The following is an 18944-nucleotide window of genomic DNA, read 5'->3' as shown; positions in this document are numbered from 1 at the left end:
TATGATGATTTTTCGACATTTTTTTACCAATAAAGGGACTGGAGATATTTTATTCTTTAAATCTCTTGTTTTTGGAATTCTTATTTGGATCTTTTTTCACCTGGTTACCCCTTTAGATGTAGTAAACCCTTTGTCTTGGAGTACAATAATGTACATCATCTGTAATTATCTGGCGATTATGGGGGGATATGTAGTCGCAAAAGTATGTTTTCGTAATAAACAAGTAAAAGAAGAAAAGGTAGTTGTGGGAGGTGCTTTTTTTAAAGTGATGCTTATATTGATACTAACGTCCTCTTTAATTAGATACGTTGATTTGTTTTTTGTTAGGGATGTTTCTTTCACAAATGCTATTTCTTCAAACAAGTATAATCTTGCGCAGGCTGAAAATTTTTCTATTGTTTTAGGCCTTTTGGGTAGCTTGCGAATACTTTACTTTGTGCCTTATCTATTTTATACCATTCAGAAAAAAACGAATTTAAAGCTACTGGTAATTTGCCTATTGTTGTTTTTGGTTCCTATGGTTGAGGGGTATTTAAGAGGATCAAGAAGATTGATATTTGAACCAATTGCAATTTTGATCACTATTATAATGGTGTTTAATTATACAAAGTTATTTTCTAAAAGCGCAATTTTGGTAACTCTTTTAGGGTTGTTATTGGTGATGCCAATATCGAATTTTATTCTAAAAGAAAGAGTCGATCAATGGTCGTCAGAAGCGTTTTTAGAAAGAATGCAGAAAGCCCCTTACAATAAATTTGTTCCGATTCAAGCTAGCACTAAAGACTTTATATTGGAACATCGAAACAATTGGAAAGGAAGTGTCGCATTCAATGCTGTTCATCTAGGTCAATACATTACTCACGGGGTATACGAGTTTGATTATCTTCAGAGTCAAAAACCGACAAAAAAGAAAGGCTTGTATAATTCTTTTGTTCTGGTAAAATTGTCAAATAAATTAGGATTGACTAAAATACCTTTAGACTCGTTAATGAATCCCACGGGAAGAGTTACATATATCACTTTTTTCGGGGGGCAATTTTTGGATTTTGGTTGGTTCTCTCTGGTTGTTATGTTCTTCTACGGTGGTATACAAAATAGAGCCTTTATCTTTGGTGAGAAGAATGACTATTTAAAACCAATAACCGTCGTTTTTATTTTTACTAACGTATTTTTGCTTGTGTTTAATTTTATGAGAGCACAAATGTTAGTAGTTTTGATCTTATACTTGCTCATGTATGTTTTGTTAAGAACATTTGAGTCTAGAAAATTGCGAATGAAATTATGAAAGTCGCTATAGTTCATTACTGGTTTATAACCAGAAGAGGCGGAGAGAAAGTTGTTGAATCAATGTTGAAATTATTTCCTAATGCCGATATATATACTCTTTTTTATGATCCGAAAGCATACGGAGATTATTTAAAGAATAATAATGTGCACACGTCAAGCCTGAACAATTCTTTTTTAAGAAAGCATTATCAAAAGATATTTCCGTTGTATCCAATGGGAATAAGCTCATTGAAATTAAAAGAGAAATATGATTTGATTATCTCTTCGGAATCAGGTCCCGCAAAAGGAATTAAGAATATTCATGGAGTACCTCACATATGTTATATACACTCACCTATGCGCTACTGTTGGAGTCATAAGAACATGTATGTAGAGGCTGTGAACCCTTTGCTAAGACCATTCATGAGTTTTTTTTTAGAAAGACTGCGTAAATGGGATAAAAAAACGGTAAACAACGTGGATTTGTATATCAGTAACTCCAAAAATGTAGCAGATAGAGTTGCTAAATATTATCATAGAACGGCCGAAATAGTATATCCGCCAATCGCTGAAGAACTGTTTGAAGATATAAAACATGTTACTTCAGTGAAAACAACTTATTTAAGTTTTGGGGCAATTACTCCATATAAGAAAATAGATTTACTGATTGATACATTTAATAAAAACGGTAAAAGCTTAATTGTCGTTGGTGAAGGGTCAGAACGAGAGAAGTTGGAGAAAAAGGCAAAAGAAAACATTACCTTTATGGGCGAAGTTGATTGGAAAAGATTGCGGGAGATTATTTATAATTCAAAGGCGTTGCTTTTTCCTGGAGAAGAAGATTTTGGAATGATTCCTTTGGAAGTAATGGCTCATGGTATACCGGTTATAGCATTTAAAAAAGGAGGAGCTTTAGAAACAGTAGTGGAAGACAAAGATCAAATATCTAAATCTTCAGGAATCTTTTTTGAAAAGCAAACTGAAGAGTCCTTAGAAAGAGCAATCATGTATTTTGAAGATGTCGAAGACCAATTTGACTCATTATGGATAAGAGATCATGCGGGAAAATTTGCCGAAGATCAGTTTTTGTTGCATTTTAGATCAAAAGTAGATGACCTTTTAAATAGTAAATAGTTGAAGAAGAGATATTCATACCTTATTAGACCCTTACAAATATTGATGGACATTTTTGCCATTAATTTTGTAACATATTATATAGGAGATGTAAATTTTTTTAATCTGCATTTCCTCAGCTACATCATGTTGTTGTGGTTTGTAACTTCTTATTTTTCAGGATTCTATAAAGTATATAGGTTTACGAACGTATTAAGGATTATTACATTATCTGTTAGGCAATTCTTAATTTTTACGCTGGGCTATTTTGCATATTTTGGAATTTTTAGAGAAGGGATAGTAATAAATAACCAATTGTTAATTTTGATCTCAATTCTCTTGGGAGTTACATTTTTTAAATTTCTAGGATTTTTTCTGTTGAAACAGTATAGATCTTTGGGTAAAAACTACAGGACTACGGTCGTTCTTGGTTTCGACGATTCTTCGAAAAAAGTAATAAAGATCTTTAAAAGTAAGGCAAATCTTGGATACAAATTTCTAGGATTTTTTTCGAGCAGAACGTATAAAAACCCTGATTTTCTCGGAACTACTAAAGAATGTTTTGAATTTATTAAAAATAATGAAGTAGATGAAGTGTATTGCTCATTGACTGAGATTAATGAATCCCAAATTAAAGAACTTAAGAAATTCACCAATGAAAGAAATATAATACTAAAATTAATTCCTAACTCCAACGAACTATATAGTAAGAATCAAGATATAGAATTTTACGATAACACTCTCGTTGTTCTTAATGTAAAGAAGCTTCCATTTGAATTTGCAGAGAATTTTTACATTAAGAGGATTTTTGATGTAGTTTTTTCATTATGCGTGTGTGTGCTTATTCTATCATGGTTGATTCCCATATTATGGATTTTGGTAAAATTAGAATCTAAAGGGCCACTGATTTTTAAACAACCTAGAGAAGGATTAAATGGAGAGCATTTTGTTTGTTACAAATTTAGGTCTATGAAAATAAACTTGCTTTCAGATAAAGTCCATGCAACAAAAAATGATACAAGAGTTACGAAAGTAGGTGCGTTTTTAAGAAAGACCAGTATAGATGAACTACCACAATTTGTAAACGTCTTGTTAGGGGATATGAGTGTTGTGGGACCTAGGCCTCATTTAGAAAGTCTGTCTATTGAATACCAAAAAGAAGTAGAAGATTACCTAAAGAGACATATTGTAAAGCCTGGAATTACTGGGTTGGCTCAAGTAAGTGGCTATAGAGGAGAAATAAAGAAAAAGTCCGATATCAAAAATAGAATCCGATTGGATATTTTCTATATAGAAAATTGGTCCTTCTTTTTAGATATAAAAATCATTATTAAAACGTTGTTTAACGTATTTGAAGGAGAGGAGAAGGCCTATTAAATGGATGGTAAAGTCCAAATAACAGCTAGTATTGTACTCTATAAAGAGAATGGGGATACGCTTCAAAAAACAATAGATAGCTTTTTGAACACTCAACTTACTAAAAAGTTATATCTCATTGATAATTCTCCTAATGACTTCTTAAAAAAATATGCAGATCACCCCGATGTAAATTACTCTTTTAGCACTGCAAATATCGGATTTGGAAAAGCACATAATACAGTTTTGGAAAATAGTAGTAATAGTTCAGAATATCATCTTTTTTTAAACCCAGATGTAGCATTCAAACCCAATGTGATTCCAAACTTAATGGAACAATTAAGCAAAGATCAAAATGTATCCATGATCTCTCCGAAAGTGTTATATCCGGATGGAGAGCTTCAATATACATGTAGGAAGTATCCAAGATTTCTTGATTTAATCATTCGAAGGTTAGGGATTTTCAAGAAAAGAGTTTATAACAAAGAATATAGAGATCAAGATTTGACAAAGACCCTGTACCCAGATTTTATTCATGGTTGTTTTTTGTTGTTTAAGACACAAGACCTTATTGACATTAAAGGATTTGATGAGCGTTATTTTCTATATATGGAAGATGCCGATATTTGTAGAAAAATAGATGCCGCTGGAAAAAAGAAGATGTATTATCCTCAGGAAGAAATTGTTCATATCCACAGAAAGGGCTCAAACAAGAGTATTCGCTTATTTTTTAGACATTTAATTTCTGCGATAAAGTACTTTAATAAATGGGGATATTAGGTTGGAAAAATAATCAATCAACTTATATTTGTAGACCAAACACAACACACTAATGAATATTCTTATTTTAGGCTCGGGAGGAAGAGAACATGCGTTTACTTTAAAACTATCTCAAAGTAATAAGGTTGATAAATTATTTATAGCACCAGGAAATGCAGGAACGCAAAAACTAGGAACCAATGTTAATATCAATCCAACAGATTTTGAAGCCGTAAAAAAAGTAGTATTAGATCATGAGATTGGAATGGTAGTGGTTGGCCCTGAAGCTCCTTTAGTAGATGGAGTTCATGATTTTTTTCTTCAAGATAAGGATATAAAAAATGTCCCTGTTATTGGGCCAAAGAAAGATGGAGCCTTGTTAGAAGGGAGTAAGGATTTTTCTAAACAATTTATGGAAAAGCACCAGATTCCAACGGCCAGATATCAATCTTTCAACTCCGAAACTTTAGAAGAAGGGAAACAGTTTTTAGAAACATTTAATCCTCCGTACGTGTTAAAAGCAGATGGACTAGCTGCGGGAAAAGGAGTCTTAATTCTGAACTCACTTGAAGAAGCTAAAAGAGAGTTAGAAGAAATGCTTTCGAATAAAAAGTTTGGCGATGCATCGTCTACTGTGGTAATTGAAGAATTTTTAGATGGGATAGAGCTTTCAGTATTCGTACTAACAGATGGTAAAGGATATAAAGTATTACCGTCTGCTAAAGATTATAAAAGAATAGGAGAAGGAGATACGGGCTTAAACACAGGTGGAATGGGAGCCATTTCTCCAGTTCCTTTTGCCAACCAGGAATTTCTAGATAAAGTAGAAGAACGTGTTATAAAACCAACGATAGATGGATTGCAGCAAGATGGAATAGATTATAGAGGTTTTATTTTTATAGGGTTGATGAATGTAGGAGGGGACCCATATGTGATTGAATATAACGTCCGAATGGGAGATCCAGAAACGGAAGTGGTATTACCAAGAATTACATCAGACCTATATGATCTCTTTGAAGGTGTAGCTAATCAAACATTACATGAGAAGACCTATGAAGTAACTGCTAAGGTAGCTACAACCGTAATGTTAGTTTCAGGCGGATATCCAGAGACTTACGAAAAAGGAAAAAAGATTTCTGGAGCCGATGCTGTTACCGAGTCTATTGTATATCATGCAGGAACTACTGAAAAAGAAGATAGCATAATTACGAATGGAGGAAGAGTGATTGCTGTAACCTCTTTTGGAGATACAATTCAGGAAGCATTGGATGTATCCTATAAAAGTATTGAGGCTATTTCATTTGAAAAAATGAATTATCGAAAAGATATTGGATTTGATTTAATCTAAGATGAAAAAAATAATTGTTGCACCGTTAAATTGGGGATTGGGCCATGCCTCCCGTTGTGTGCCAATTATTAGATTATTAATAAAATATAAATATTCCCCGGTTATTGCAACGGATGGCGTTGCATTACTTTTTCTAAAGAAGGAGTTCCCTGAATTAGAAACCATTCAACTTCCCTCTTACAATATCAAATATGGTAAAAACCTAACAAAGCTTTTGTTATTTCAAACACCAAAAATATTGAAAGCCATTACTGCCGAGCGAAAGGTGATAGAGGAATATATACAAGATCACGATGATGTTATTGGTGTGATTTCTGACAACAGGTTTGGGGTTCGTAGTGACAAGGTACCATCGGTGTACATAACACATCAGGTAAACGTACTTTCTGGAATGTGGACCTGGTTAACAAGCTTTGTGCATCAAAAGATTATTCGGCGTTTTGACGAATGTTGGATTCCCGACGAAGAGTTATCTTTACTATCAGGAAAACTGTCAAGGTCAAAACGAAGTTTACATCAAAAATATATTGGATCATTAAGTAGGTTTTCAAAAGAAAATAAAAAACACCTTCATGATGTCGTTGTTGTTCTTTCGGGACTGGAACCAAATAGGACGCAGCTAGAAGAAAAACTTCATGAAGCTTTAGAAGAGTATAAAGGGAAAATTGTTTTTATTCGGGGCGTTCTGGAGTCAGAACAAAAAAAGGATCACAAGAATAATATTACTATATATAATTATGTCCTGTCTCAAGAACTTCAGGAGATACTAAATACAGCAAAGGTCGTTGTGTCTAGATCAGGATATTCATCTATCATGGATTATGCTGTTACAGGGAAAAAAGCTGTGCTAATTCCGACAAAAGGACAGACAGAGCAGGAGTATTTAGCTAAGTATTTAGCTCAGAAAGGAAATATAGTTTCCGTTAGCGAAAACATGTTTTGTGCTAAGGATATTGAACGAGCTCAAGATTTGTCTGGGTTAACCGTTGAAGATAAGATATTAAATAAAGAGTTACTTAGCCTTTTCAAGGGTAAATGAAAATTCAGAACCTTCTCCATAGATACTCTTTAATAGGATTGTTTCATTGTGCGCTTCTATAATATGCTTTACAATAGATAACCCCAGTCCAGACCCACCTTGATCTCTAGATCTACTTTGATCTACTCTATAGAAACGCTCAAACAGACGTGAAAGGTGTTCTTGTTTGATACCTTCTCCATTATCCATTACTTTGATAATGTACTTTTGCTCATTATAAGATTCTATTCCAATAGTGGTTACACCATTTGGTTTTCCATATTTAATAGAATTAACCACTAAATTGATGAGTACTTGCTCTATACGTTCTATATCACCTGTAACAAAAACGGGAAATTCATAAATTCTATCAAACTGCAAGGTGATATTTTTCTTTTTCGCTCGCATCTCAAACAGGTCGAATACATTTTGAACAAGTTCTAGGATGTTAAAAACTTCAAAGTTCATTTTCATTCCCTCTGTTTCCAATTTAGCGATCATATCTAAATCTTTTACAATAGAAACCAAACGTTCGACTCCTTTACTGGTCCTGTCTAAATATTTTGTTCGTATCATTTCATCCTCTGCTGCTCCTTCTAACAATGTCAAAATGTACCCTTGTACAGTAAAGAGTGGTGTTTTAAGCTCGTGGGCGACATTTCCTAAAAAATCTCTTCTAAATGAATCTCTTTCGGTAAGATTTTGAATCTCTATTCTTTTTCCCTCTACAAATTCTTGAACTGTTTTGGAAAGTGTTTCAATATCGGTAGTGATTGATTTCTTTTTAAGATCATCTACATCCAAAATAGAGATCTCATCATAGATCTTCTTAATTCTTTTGTAAATAAAACGTTCTGCTCTGTATTGAATGATGAAAAACGACAATACAAAAACAATTACTTCAAAAATGAAGATAGATAGGAGGTCTATTTCTTTTGAAAAAAAGAAATACGAAAAGAGTGCAAAAACAATGGAGATAAGTGTAAGATACACAGAGGACCAAAGTGCAAAAGAGTACGTTTTTTTAAACCTCATAGTTAGAACAAAGTTATTTATCTCCGTTCTCTAATACAAATTTATAACCAACACCTTTAACAGTTTTAAAATGGTGGTCGCCAATTTTCTCTCTTAGCTTTCTAATATGAACATCAATAGTTCTTCCACCTACTACGACTTCATTTCCCCAAACAGCATCTAAGATAGCTTCACGTTTAAATACTTTTCCAGGGCGCGAAGTCAATAAAGACAATAGCTCAAACTCTTTTCTTGGAAGTGTAATTTTTCGTTCACCTTTGAAGACCACATACTCATCGCGATTGATAATGATATCGCCAATTTTAGTAGATGTTTCTACTAATTTTTCTGTTTTCAGCCTTCTCAATAAAGATTTTACTTTACTAATAAGGACTTTGGGCTTAATAGGTTTCGTAATATAATCATCTGCACCAGCTTCAAAACCAGCAACCTGAGAGTAATCCTCTCCTCGTGCAGTCAAAAATGCAACAATTACCTCTTCCAAGCTTTTAGTGTTTCTAATCTTCTCACAAGCTTCGATACCATCCATTTCAGGCATCATAATATCAAGTAATATTAAATGTGGTACCAGTTTTTTAGCCGTCTTAACTGCCTCTTGACCATTCTTTGCTGTAAATACCTGATATCCTTCGTTTTTCAGGTTGTAGCCCACTATTTCTAGGATATCTGGCTCATCATCTACCAGCAAAATTTTTATGTCATTATTACTCATAATTTTTGTTTAAGCTTCTCAAAAGTAGCGAATATTGAATAAAAAACAATCGCTTAACAATCATTTAATGTGTTTACGTTCAATTAACATTCAGATAACGGAAGCATAATTCCCAAATAACATTCTCTTTACAAAATGACTGGACTTTTGCAGTTATAAATTAAACTAAAACATGAGAAAAATCTTAGTAATTCTTGTAGTCATTTTTAGCCAATACATAAATGCGCAGGACAAAGGTACCATTAAAGGGAAACTTACTGATAAAGAGATGAACAATGAAGCGTTGCCTTTTGCCAATGTTCTAATAAAAGGGACGACTATTGGGACACAAACAGATATGGATGGAAATTATACCATATCTATTAAAGCAGGAAGTTATACCATCGTTTTCAGTTTTTTGGGGTATAAAACCTTAGAAATTCCTGTAATAGTGAAAGCAGGTGAAACCGTTACTGTAAATAGATTGATGAGCGCGGAAGAAGGAGTTGCATTAGATGAGATTAAGATTAAAGCTAGTGTGGGTAAAGAAAAAGAAGCAGCGTTGTTAATAGATCAAAAAAAGGCGGTAACAATAGATCAAAAAATCGGAGTACAAGAATTAGCGAGAAAAGGAGTAAGTAATGTCGCATCAGCATTGACAAAAACTACTGGAATCTCAAAGCAAGAAGGATCAGGGAGTGTTTTTGTACGTGGTTTAGGGGATCGCTATAATGTGACTACCTTAAACGGATTACCATTACCATCAAATAATCCATCTAAGAAGAATATTAGTCTGGATATTTTCTCTACAGATATTATAGAGTTCATTTCTATTGATAAAACCTACAATTTAAAGAACTATGGTGATTTCAGTGGAGCAAATGTTGATATAGTTTCTAAAAATTATAGGGGAAAAGGAATGGTTGAACTTTCTTTTGGATCATCGGTAAACTCAGAAGCAATAGCTCAAAACGATTTTTATCTATTTGACGGACCTAATCGTTCAGGATTTTATACCAAAAACTATCCAGCTTTTCCTTTAAACAACTACAACTTTACTACAAGTTGGGATAGAACTTCTGCGAATTCACCTATTAACATGAATATTTCTTTAAAAGCGGGTGATTCTTTTGAGTTAGGAGAAGATACCAAATTGAATGTATTTGGTGTAGTTTCTTATGATAATGGATATAAATTTAGAGAAGGGGTTGCAAGAGGAAGTGTAAATGTATCTGGAGTAGCAAGACGAGATTATGACTTTATGAGTTATGGTTATGAAACGAATACTACTGCTATGGGTAACATGCGATTAAAGCACAAAGATCAGGTATTACGATATAATGCATTAATGATTAATACGTCTAGTCAAAGACAACAAGAGTATACTGGAATTGTAGATATTTTCGATTACGCTCCAGAAGGTGGTGCTTTTGTGCAAAGAGCTACTTTTGATAGAACAGAATTATTTGTACATCAGTTATTAGGAGATCATAGAATAAATGATGCAATTGACATCAATTGGGGAGCAGCATATAACTATGTGAAGAGTGATACCCCTAATAGAAAGCAAAATATTGTAACTCCTGATGATTGGAATGTGCCAAACGGTCCAAAGTCATTTAGATTAACATTAAACGATTCTGATAACCACAGATTTTATCAAGATCTAGAAGACGAAGAGTTGACAGCGAAGTTATCAGCTACATACAAATTTAATAAAGACGAAGAAGAAGTATATAAAGGTAAAATTGTCGTGGGTTATAGCGGTAGATTTAAAACTGTAGACTTTGAATCTACCCAATTTAACTTTACAATCAATAACAGTGGAGGTAATGCCGTTCCGCAGCCCCTTATTACTGATGTGTATAATTTAGACAGCTATTTTAATCAAGCCAACTTTAATGCAGGATTATTTAATATAAGAACATTTCGAGGAGGTTTAGGTACTGGAGCTGATGTATTAGCACCGCAAACATATGGAGGAAGACAAGATATAAATGCAGGATATGTTTCAGTAGAATACAAATTTTCTCCAAAATTCACAGGAGTCTTTGGTATAAGAGGAGAACAGATTACGCAAACAATCTCTTATAACACTTCCATTAGTGTTGGAGATGCGAACCTTGATCAATTTGAAATATTACCATCTGTCTCGTTGAAGTATGAATTGAATGAAAAGCAAAATTTAAAGTTTGCGGCCAGTAAAACATATACATTACCACAGTTTAAGGAAAGAGCGCCTTTTCAGTTTGATGAATCAACAACATTGACAACATTAGGAAACCCTGCTTTATACTCTTCAACAAACTATAATTTCGATTTTAAATGGGATTTCTTCCCGAAATCTGAAGAGATTATTTCGATAGGAACTTTTGGAAGGTTTATAAATGACCCTATTAACCAGGCTACGATCAACTCAGCGTCAAATGATGTGAGTTGGGTGAATTCAGGAGACTTGGCAACTGCTTTTGGAGTAGAATTTGAAATGAGAAAGAATTTCTTCGAAAACGAGGTAGAGGATGGAGATGACACTTTAACGTCAAAGTTAACAGGAGGAATGAACCTGTCTTACTTAAACACAAGTCAGGATTTAGATGGGAATAAAGTTTTTACAGAAACTACGGCTGCAGGATCACCATTAAGTGTTGACTTTTCAGAAACCAAAAGTGGTTTAACCGGAGCTTCTGATCTGTTGGCAAATTTAGATGTAACCTATCTAAAAGAATATACTGGAGATAGAAGTATCCAAGGAACAGTAGCGTTTAATTATTTCTCTGATAGAATTTTTGCGCTAAGCACTGAGGGTAAAGGAAACATTATAGATTCAGGAGTAGCAACGTTAGATTTTATTTTCAAGGCAAAGCTAAACAAGAAATTAGGCCTTGGATTAAGTGCAAAGAACTTATTGAATCCTACAATTAAAAGAACACAGGAAAATCAAAATGTAATTGTAGAGTCATATAAGCTTGGAGCTAATATTAAACTATCATTATCATATAACTTTTAATTAACACTTGTATAACTTAACATTAATTTTTAAGCAATGTTAAGTTAAAGAATACGAGTTTATTTTGCATCAGAAATTTAAATCAATTAAACTTAAAAAAATGAAAAAATATCTATTTACACTTATGATCGCAGTAGCTTCAATGGCTGTTGTTGTTTCATGTAGTGACAGTGAAACTACGTCTACTGCATCTTGTTCCGATGGAATTCAAAATGGAGATGAAACAGGCGTTGATTGTGGAGGTTCTTCATGTCAGCCTTGTGTGGTAACACAATTGTCTGGAGATGTAACTACAGACGTAATTTTAGATGCTACAATCGAGTATGAATTAACTGGAGCATATGTTATTAGAGATGGAGCAAGTTTAACAATTCCGGCTGGAACTACGATTAAAGCTACAGGAGGAACAAGTGCTTATATCGCAGTAGCTCAAGGAGGAGAGATCTTTGTAAATGGTACTTCAAGTAATCCAGTAGTAATGACTTCTGGTTCTACTACTCCAGCGGCTAAAGACTGGGGAGGATTAGTAGTATGTGGTAAAGCACCGACCAATGTTGGAGCAACTGCTACTTCTGAAGTTGCTGACCTTACTTATGGAGGAACATTATCAGGTGATAGTTCAGGATCTATTAGATATTTAAGATTAGAATATACAGGAGCAACATTCAATAGCTCAAAAGAGTTTAATGGATTATCATTATTCGGTGTTGGTTCTGGAACTACTGTAGAGTATGTTCAGTCTTTTGAAGGAGGAGATGATGGTATCGAATTCTTCGGAGGAACAGTAAATGGAAAATACCTTGTATCAACAAATAGTGGGGACGATTCAATCGACTTTGCTGATGGTTGGGCAGGAACTGGAGAGTATTGGTACATCTCTGGAGGTGCTAAAGCTGGTATCGAAGGATCTAACAACGGAGATAACGGGAACGCAACTCCTGTAACAAACGCTACATTAAATAATATTACAGTAGTAGGCCCTGTAACTGAAGGAGCATTATTCTTCAAAGAAGGAGGAGGAAGCTTTAATATAAATAACTTCTATATTGCTGAAACCGACCTAGGTGTAAAAGTAAAAGATACAGATGCGGAAGCTGCTACTAGAATCGAAAATGGAGATCTAGTAATGACAAACGTTCAATTTGCATCAAACGCTTCAGGTTTTGCATTCACAGATTATACCGGAGCTAACCAAAGTTTTATTACTGAAGGAGTTACTTCAGGAGCAGGTAATGGTGCTGCAGCACCAACTTGGGCTGCTGGTTGGACAAGAGGCTTAAGTAATAGTGGAGTAACTACAGAAAACTTAGCAGGAGAGGTAACAGGTGATGTTACATTAAATGCAAGTGTAGAGTATCAATTAACAAGTTCATTTGTTGTAAAAGATGGAGGGAAATTGACAATCCCAGCTGGAACTACGATTAAAGCTACAGGAGGAACAAGTGCTTATATTGCAGTAGCTCAAGGAGGTCAGATTTTTGTAAATGGTACTTCAAGTAATCCAGTAGTAATGACTTCTGGTTCTGCTACACCAGCAGCTAAAGACTGGGGAGGATTAGTAGTATGTGGTAAAGCACCAACAAATGTTGGTACTGTTGCAACATCTGAGGTTGCAGACCTAACGTATGGAGGTACTGTAAACAACGACAACTCGGGGTCTATTAGATACTTAAGGATAGAGTATACAGGAGCAACATTCAATAGCTCAAAAGAGTTTAACGGATTATCATTATTCGGTGTTGGTTCTGGAACTACTGTAGAGTATGTTCAGTCTTTTGAAGGAGGAGATGATGGTATCGAATTCTTCGGAGGAACAGTAAATGGAAAATACTTGGTATCAACAAATAGTGGGGACGATTCAATCGACTTTGCTGATGGTTGGGCTGGAACTGGAGAGTACTGGTACATCTCTGGAGGAGCTAAAGCTGGTATCGAAGGATCTAATAATGGAGATAACGGGAACGCAACTCCTGTGACAAATGCAACATTGAAAAATATTACGGTAGTAGGCCCTGTAACTGAAGGAGCATTGTTCTTCAAAGAAGGTGGAGGAAGCTTTAACATAGATAACTTCTACATTGAGGGTGTTGACTTAGGCGTGAAGGTAAAATCTTCAGATGCTGAAGCCGGAGTAAGAATTGAAAATGGAGACTTAGTAATGACAAACGTTCAGTTTGTAAACAACGTAGCTGGGTTCCAAATGACAGATTACACTGGGGCAAATCAAGGTTTCATTTCTACAGGTACTGCAACTGGTGCTGGAAATGGCGCAACTGCTCCTGCCTGGACAAACGGATGGACGCGATTCTAAGAAAATAGAGTTAATTATTTGAATTAAGTAAAAGCAGGTTTTAAAACCTGCTTTTATTTTTGTTAAAACCTTTTGATAACAATAAATTAATTGAACATAACGATAGAAAAGTGGATATATTTCATATCTTTATCTCCTATTATTTTACAAAAACTCCAAAAATGAAAAAAAATTACTTTTTAACCCTATTACTAACCTTTTGCTTTAGTGCCATTTCATTTGGTCAAGTGATTATCACTGAATTAGCAGATCCTACGAATAACTCTGGAGCCCGCTATGTTGAATTGTATGTGGTTGGACCGAATTCAGTTGATTTTACAGGCTGGGAATTAATACGATATACAAATACGAATACAACCATAAGTAGTAATACTGTTGATTTAACTTCCCTTGGGACGCTAACTGCAGGGAGCTATGCAATTATTGCGGCTAATGAGACAACGTTTAATTCAGTATATACTGGAGTAACCGCTGACATCAATGCTGGTACCGGAGGTCCAGCGGATAGCAATGGTGATGATAAAATAGGAATACGAGATAATAATAGTACCATAATCGATATTTTCGGTGTACCTGGAGAAAACTCTAATAATGCTAATGATGCTCAGAATTTTGAGGATGGAAGAGCGGAAAGAGTAGCATCTGTTGCAGCTCCAGCGGCTTCATGGAATGCAGCTGAATGGGACACCGATAATGATCAAGGGTTTGGTTCTGGAGCGCAAAGTGCGCCAGGTGATTACGATCCTGGAACTTGGATCGGAGCTTCTACAAGCCCTACAATTTCTGCATCAGGATCTGTTGGTAGTTTAGATTACTTTGAAAATAATGGACCATCCGCTGAGGGTAGTTTTAATGTTTCAGGTGCAAATTTGACTGTTGATATTACTGTAACCGCACCTACAAATTTTGAAGTTTCAACTACTTCTGGAAGCGGTTTTGGAAGCTCAGTGATGTTAGCGCAAACAGGTGGTACTGTCAATGCAACGACAATCTATGTTAGAATGGTATCTGGTTTGGGTGTGAATACATATAACGGTGATGTAACCATGTCATCTACAGGAGCAACCAATCAGACAATGGCAGTTTCTGGAACGGTAAGTCCTGCAGTACCGCAATTCTCTTATACGGCTTTCTTAAATGATATGAACTATGTAATTAGTGTAGGAGGACCTTCGGCTGAACAAGATTTCACTGTAGAAGGATTGTTCTTAACTGCTGATCTAGTTGTGACTGCGCCAGCAAACTTTGAAGTATCATTAACTTCAGGATCTGGCTTTGCTGGATCAGTAAATATAACACCAAGTTCAGGGACGGTAGCTACAACTACTGTTTATATTAGGTTGGCTAACGGATTAGCTGCTGGAAATTATAACGGAGATATTACATTATCTTCTACAGGTGTAACAAACCAAACTATTGCGGTAAATGGTAATGCTTATGGAGCACCAACAAACAGTATGGTGATTACAGGAGTGTACGATGGACCGTTATCTGGAGGAACACCTAAAGGAGTAGAACTATTTGTTTTAACTGAAATACCTGCTGGAGATTTAAGTCTTTATGGAGTAAGTTCAGTATCCAATGGAGGTGGATCTACTGCTGGAAATGTAGAATTTGGATTCCCTACGAATGGATCCCCTATTGCAGCTGGAACATTTATTTATGTTTCTACAGAATCAACAAATTTTAATACATTCTTCGGGATGATGCCAGATTATACAACTGGTGTAGTAGCAATCAATGGAGACGACTCTATCGAGTTATACGAAAGTGGTCAGATCATAGATGTATACGGAGATGTAAACAACGATTTCTCTGGAGAAGCTTATGATTACTTAGATGGTTGGGCATATAGAAACTCAAATACAGGGCCTGAAGGAACTACGTTTACGTCTGGTAACTGGTCGTATAGTGGAGTGAATGCTTTAGACGGTGAGTCTGATAATGGATCAGCAACAACACCATTCCCTATTGGAACATATCAGAATACTACTGCTTCTTTAAGAGATACTACTATCGAAGGTTTTGCAGCATACCCGAACCCAGTAAATAATAAGAGATTTACGATCACAACTAACTCTATTTCTGAGAAAACGGTAAAGATCTTTAATGTTTTAGGAAGACAAGTATATGCAACAAAGTTTTCTTCGAATAATAAATTAATGGATGTTTCTTCTTTAAGTATGGGAGTGTATATCTTAAAAGTGCAAGAAGGAAGCAAGATTGCAACTAAAAAATTAGTAGTTAGATAGTAGTTTACTAGTATTTAAACTTACATACATATTATATAAAAGCCTCGGAATATTCGAGGCTTTTATATTTTTAAAAATAAAAACTGCGTATGAATCTTAATGTATCCCTTTCTAATGTGTTATTTCTTGATATTGAAACAGTACCAGAATATGAGAACTGGTCATTGCTTTCAGATACATCTAAAGAACTATTTGAACAAAAAACGGCGTATCAGCGTAAAGACGAAACAAGCCCAGAAGACTTTTATGAACGGGCTGGAATTTGGGCAGAGTTTGGGAAAGTAATATGTATTTCTGTTGGCTATTTTGTAGGGAAGAAGGATCAAAAAAAGTTAAGAGTAAAATCATTTTATGGGGATGACGAGAAGGTCGTATTAACTGAATTTAAAGAACTCTTAGACGCTCATTTTAGTTATGCTAACAAGCTTTTATGTGCTCATAATGGAAAGGAGTTCGATTTCCCTTTTTTAGCGAGAAGAATGATTGTTCATCATATTACATTGCCAAAGAAACTAAACCTTTTTGGAAAGAAGCCATGGGAAGTGGCGCATTTAGACACGATGGATTTATGGAAGTTCGGAGATTATAAACACTATAGTTCTCTCAAGCTTCTAACACATACATTAGGAATACCATCTCCTAAAGATGATATTGATGGTAGTGATGTGGCTCGAATATATTATCAAGAAAAAGATATAGATAGGATTGTAAAGTATTGCGAGAAAGATACAATAGCCGTAGCACAATTGCTACAACGTTTTAACAACGAGGACATAGTAAAGGAAAATGAAATTGAGTATATAGATTAAAGGCCTTCTAATTTCATAGAAAGAGTTAGCCAACGTTCCTCCTTTTCACCAATAGCGTCAATAATACTCTTTAACTCTTGAGATACCCCTGCAATTTGATCACTGGGTATTTCATTGTTATTGAATTGATCTTCAATGATAGTTCGTTGTTTTTCCAGCAGAGCAATGTCTCTTTCCAAATCACTAAACTCTCTACTTTCATTATAAGAAAGCTTTGCTTTTTGCTTAGATTTTTCTTTTTGAGGATGCTTAGTTTCTACTTCTCTAATTTTTGGTTTGGATACATCATAGGCTCGAAAATCAGAATAGTTGCCTGGAAAATTTTCCACAACTCCGTTTCCTCGGAAGACAAAAAGACTGTCTACGATTTTGTCCATAAAATACCGATCGTGAGATACAACAATAAGATTTCCTGGAAAATCTAATAGGAAGTTCTCGAGAACATTTAGGGTAATAACATCCAAATCATTTGTAGGCTCATCTAAAATCAAGAAATTAGGGTTTTGAATCAGTACCGCACATAAGTATAGACGTTTTTGCTCTCCTCCACTCAGCTTTTCAACAAAATCATATTGTTTTTTACGGTTAAATAAAAAGCGTTCAAGTAGCTGTCCCGCAGATATTTTCCTACCCTTGGTCAACGGAATATATTCTCCAAACTCTTTAATAACTTCAATGACCTTTTGACCCTCTTTTATTTGAATTCCTTTTTGAGTATAATATCCGAATTTCACTGTTTCTCCCACTACTACTTTACCGCCATCAACAGGTTCTTGTTGTGTCAGAATATTAAGAAATGAAGATTTTCCAGTACCGTTTTTACCAATGACCCCAATGCGTTCTCCTTTTTTGAATACATATTCGAAACCATCAAGTATTTTAATAGAGTCAAAAGATTTTTGGAGTTTGTGAAGCTCAACGATCTTGCTCCCCAGGCGTTCCATGTTAATTTCTAGCTGAACTTTGTGATCTTGTCTTCGTTTATGGGCCTTTTCTTTAATAACATAAAAGTCATCGATTCTAGACTTCGACTTTGTAGTTCTAGCTTTAGGTTGCTTACGCATCCAATCTAACTCCTTTTTAAACAGGTTTTTTGCTTTTTCAACCGAAGATTGTTCTTGAGCAATACGTTCTTCCTTTTTTTCTAAATAGTAAGAGTAGTTCCCTCTGTATTTATATAGTTTTCCATGATCCAACTCAATGATCTCGTTGCATACTCTTTCTAAGAAATAACGATCATGCGTTACCATAAATAGCGTGATCTTTTCTTTGGCAAAAAAAGCTTCCAGCCATTCGATCATTTCCAGATCTAAGTGATTCGTAGGTTCATCAAGGATTAATAGATCAGGTTTGTTGATCAAAATAATAGCTAATGACAATCTTTTTTGTTGACCACCCGAGAGTGTAGCGACTTTTTGAGAAATATCTTCTAACTTAAGTTTAGAAAGAATTTGCTTATAGTGTGTTTCAAAATCCCAGGCATTATGTTGCTCCATTAGTTCAAAGGCTTGTTGATATAATTCGGCCTCTTCTGGGTGCTTCAAAGCGTTTTCATATTGATGTATTACATCAAGTATTTTATTCCCTTGAGAAAAGATGGTTTCTTCTATGGTTAAATGTTGATCTAATAAGTTTTCTTGAGAAAGATAAGATATTTGAATTCCTTTTCTTTGAATTACCTGTCCTGTGTCTGATGTGTCTTTTCCGGCAATAATGTTTAGAATGGATGTTTTTCCACTTCCATTTTTAGCCACAAAAGCAATCTTTTGATCTTTATTAATGCCAAAAGAGATGTCTTCGAATAAAACACGCTCTCCGTATGACTTCGAAATGTTCTCTACAGATAGGTAATTCACAATACTAATTTAGAGTGCAAATAAACAAAAAACCCAAGCAATAGCTTGGGTTTTTACATGTATTAATTAAGAAAGGGGGAGGTATTTCTTAATTAATTATAATTATAACAAGAATATAATGAA

At 34.8% G+C, this 18944-nt stretch carries 13 protein-coding genes; 10 read left to right on the top strand and 3 right to left on the bottom strand.

From position 1 onward, the window contains the following. Position 1: 1 nt before the first annotated feature. From RQM59_RS01920 to RQM59_RS01895, 6 genes are read left to right on the top strand one after another with little or no spacing between them, the layout of a single operon-like run. Positions 2–1285 (top strand): hypothetical protein, encoded by a 1284-nt coding sequence (locus RQM59_RS01920; protein WP_349240367.1) that lies wholly within the window; start codon positions 2–4, stop codon positions 1283–1285. Then, positions 1282–2400: a glycosyltransferase gene (locus tag RQM59_RS01915; protein ID WP_349240366.1), complete on the top strand. Its 1119-nt coding sequence runs from the start codon at positions 1282–1284 to the stop codon at positions 2398–2400. The genes RQM59_RS01920 and RQM59_RS01915 overlap by 4 nt, the downstream gene beginning before the upstream one ends. A gap of 45 nt (positions 2401–2445) precedes the next feature. Then, the gene (locus tag RQM59_RS01910) at positions 2446–3756 is read left to right on the top strand and encodes an exopolysaccharide biosynthesis polyprenyl glycosylphosphotransferase (RefSeq protein ID WP_349240784.1); all 1311 of its coding nucleotides are present in this window, start codon (positions 2446–2448) and stop codon (positions 3754–3756) included. Continuing rightward, the gene (locus RQM59_RS01905) at positions 3757–4515 is read left to right on the top strand and encodes a glycosyltransferase family 2 protein (RefSeq protein ID WP_349240365.1); all 759 of its coding nucleotides are present in this window, start codon (positions 3757–3759) and stop codon (positions 4513–4515) included. Positions 4516–4567: 52 nt separating this feature from the next. Next, on the top strand, positions 4568–5842 hold the full coding sequence (gene purD / locus RQM59_RS01900; RefSeq protein WP_349240364.1) for a phosphoribosylamine--glycine ligase: 1275 nt from the start codon (positions 4568–4570) through the stop codon (positions 5840–5842). Position 5843: 1 nt separating this feature from the next. Continuing rightward, positions 5844–6881, top strand: a complete 1038-nt coding sequence (locus RQM59_RS01895; RefSeq protein ID WP_349240363.1) for a glycosyltransferase — start codon at positions 5844–5846, stop codon at positions 6879–6881. Here the strand turns inward: RQM59_RS01895 and RQM59_RS01890 are convergent. Next, positions 6855–7895: a sensor histidine kinase gene (locus RQM59_RS01890; protein WP_349240362.1), complete on the bottom strand. Its 1041-nt coding sequence runs from the start codon at positions 7893–7895 to the stop codon at positions 6855–6857. The two genes, RQM59_RS01895 and RQM59_RS01890, sit on opposite strands and share 27 nt — an antisense overlap. A gap of 13 nt (positions 7896–7908) precedes the next feature. Then, complete coding sequence (locus tag RQM59_RS01885) at positions 7909–8607, bottom strand: response regulator transcription factor (RefSeq protein ID WP_349240361.1); 699 nt, start codon at positions 8605–8607, stop codon at positions 7909–7911. A 172-nt stretch (positions 8608–8779) separates the two neighbouring features. On the opposite strand from RQM59_RS01885, the gene RQM59_RS01880 reads away from it, so the two are divergent. The 4 genes from RQM59_RS01880 to RQM59_RS01865 all read left to right on the top strand — a co-directional run bounded on the left by RQM59_RS01880 (position 8780) and on the right by RQM59_RS01865 (position 16965). Beyond that, positions 8780–11593, top strand: coding sequence for a TonB-dependent receptor (locus RQM59_RS01880; protein WP_349240360.1), 2814 nt, complete (start codon positions 8780–8782; stop codon positions 11591–11593). A 100-nt stretch (positions 11594–11693) separates the two neighbouring features. Beyond that, positions 11694–13904, top strand: coding sequence for a hypothetical protein (locus RQM59_RS01875; protein WP_349240359.1), 2211 nt, complete (start codon positions 11694–11696; stop codon positions 13902–13904). A 161-nt stretch (positions 13905–14065) separates the two neighbouring features. Next, on the top strand, positions 14066–16156 hold the full coding sequence (locus RQM59_RS01870) for a lamin tail domain-containing protein (RefSeq protein ID WP_349240358.1): 2091 nt from the start codon (positions 14066–14068) through the stop codon (positions 16154–16156). An 89-nt stretch (positions 16157–16245) separates the two neighbouring features. Further along, positions 16246–16965, top strand: a complete 720-nt coding sequence (locus RQM59_RS01865; RefSeq protein WP_349240357.1) for a 3'-5' exonuclease — start codon at positions 16246–16248, stop codon at positions 16963–16965. On the opposite strand, the gene RQM59_RS01860 is transcribed toward RQM59_RS01865, so the two are convergent. Next, on the bottom strand, positions 16962–18821 hold the full coding sequence (locus tag RQM59_RS01860; RefSeq protein WP_349240356.1) for an ABC-F family ATP-binding cassette domain-containing protein: 1860 nt from the start codon (positions 18819–18821) through the stop codon (positions 16962–16964). The two genes, RQM59_RS01865 and RQM59_RS01860, sit on opposite strands and share 4 nt — an antisense overlap. Between the last annotated feature and the right edge of the window lie 123 nt (positions 18822–18944).

The sequence above is a fragment of the Asprobacillus argus genome (genome assembly GCF_032248395.1).
GTDB classification, from domain to species: domain Bacteria; phylum Bacteroidota; class Bacteroidia; order Flavobacteriales; family Flavobacteriaceae; genus Polaribacter; species Polaribacter argus.
The sequence above is the reverse complement of the archived record's forward strand: the minus strand, read 5'-3'. Positions and strand labels throughout refer to the sequence as shown.

Excerpts from the sequence above, each read along its gene's own strand:
- RQM59_RS01905 (WP_349240365.1), top strand. The coding sequence starts at position 3,757 with ATGGATGGTAAAGTCCAAATAACAGCTAGTATTGTACTCTATAAAGAG.
- purD (WP_349240364.1), top strand. The coding sequence starts at position 4,568 with ATGAATATTCTTATTTTAGGCTCGGGAGGAAGAGAACATGCGTTTACT.
- RQM59_RS01910 (WP_349240784.1), top strand. The coding sequence starts at position 2,446 with ATGGACATTTTTGCCATTAATTTTGTAACATATTATATAGGAGATGTA.
- RQM59_RS01870 (WP_349240358.1), top strand. The coding sequence starts at position 14,066 with ATGAAAAAAAATTACTTTTTAACCCTATTACTAACCTTTTGCTTTAGT.
- RQM59_RS01865 (WP_349240357.1), top strand. The coding sequence starts at position 16,246 with ATGAATCTTAATGTATCCCTTTCTAATGTGTTATTTCTTGATATTGAA.
- RQM59_RS01885 (WP_349240361.1), bottom strand. The coding sequence starts at position 8,607 with ATGAGTAATAATGACATAAAAATTTTGCTGGTAGATGATGAGCCAGAT.
- RQM59_RS01890 (WP_349240362.1), bottom strand. The coding sequence starts at position 7,895 with ATGAGGTTTAAAAAAACGTACTCTTTTGCACTTTGGTCCTCTGTGTAT.
- RQM59_RS01880 (WP_349240360.1), top strand. The coding sequence starts at position 8,780 with ATGAGAAAAATCTTAGTAATTCTTGTAGTCATTTTTAGCCAATACATA.
- RQM59_RS01895 (WP_349240363.1), top strand. The coding sequence starts at position 5,844 with ATGAAAAAAATAATTGTTGCACCGTTAAATTGGGGATTGGGCCATGCC.
- RQM59_RS01875 (WP_349240359.1), top strand. The coding sequence starts at position 11,694 with ATGAAAAAATATCTATTTACACTTATGATCGCAGTAGCTTCAATGGCT.
- RQM59_RS01920 (WP_349240367.1), top strand. The coding sequence starts at position 2 with ATGATGATTTTTCGACATTTTTTTACCAATAAAGGGACTGGAGATATT.
- RQM59_RS01915 (WP_349240366.1), top strand. The coding sequence starts at position 1,282 with ATGAAAGTCGCTATAGTTCATTACTGGTTTATAACCAGAAGAGGCGGA.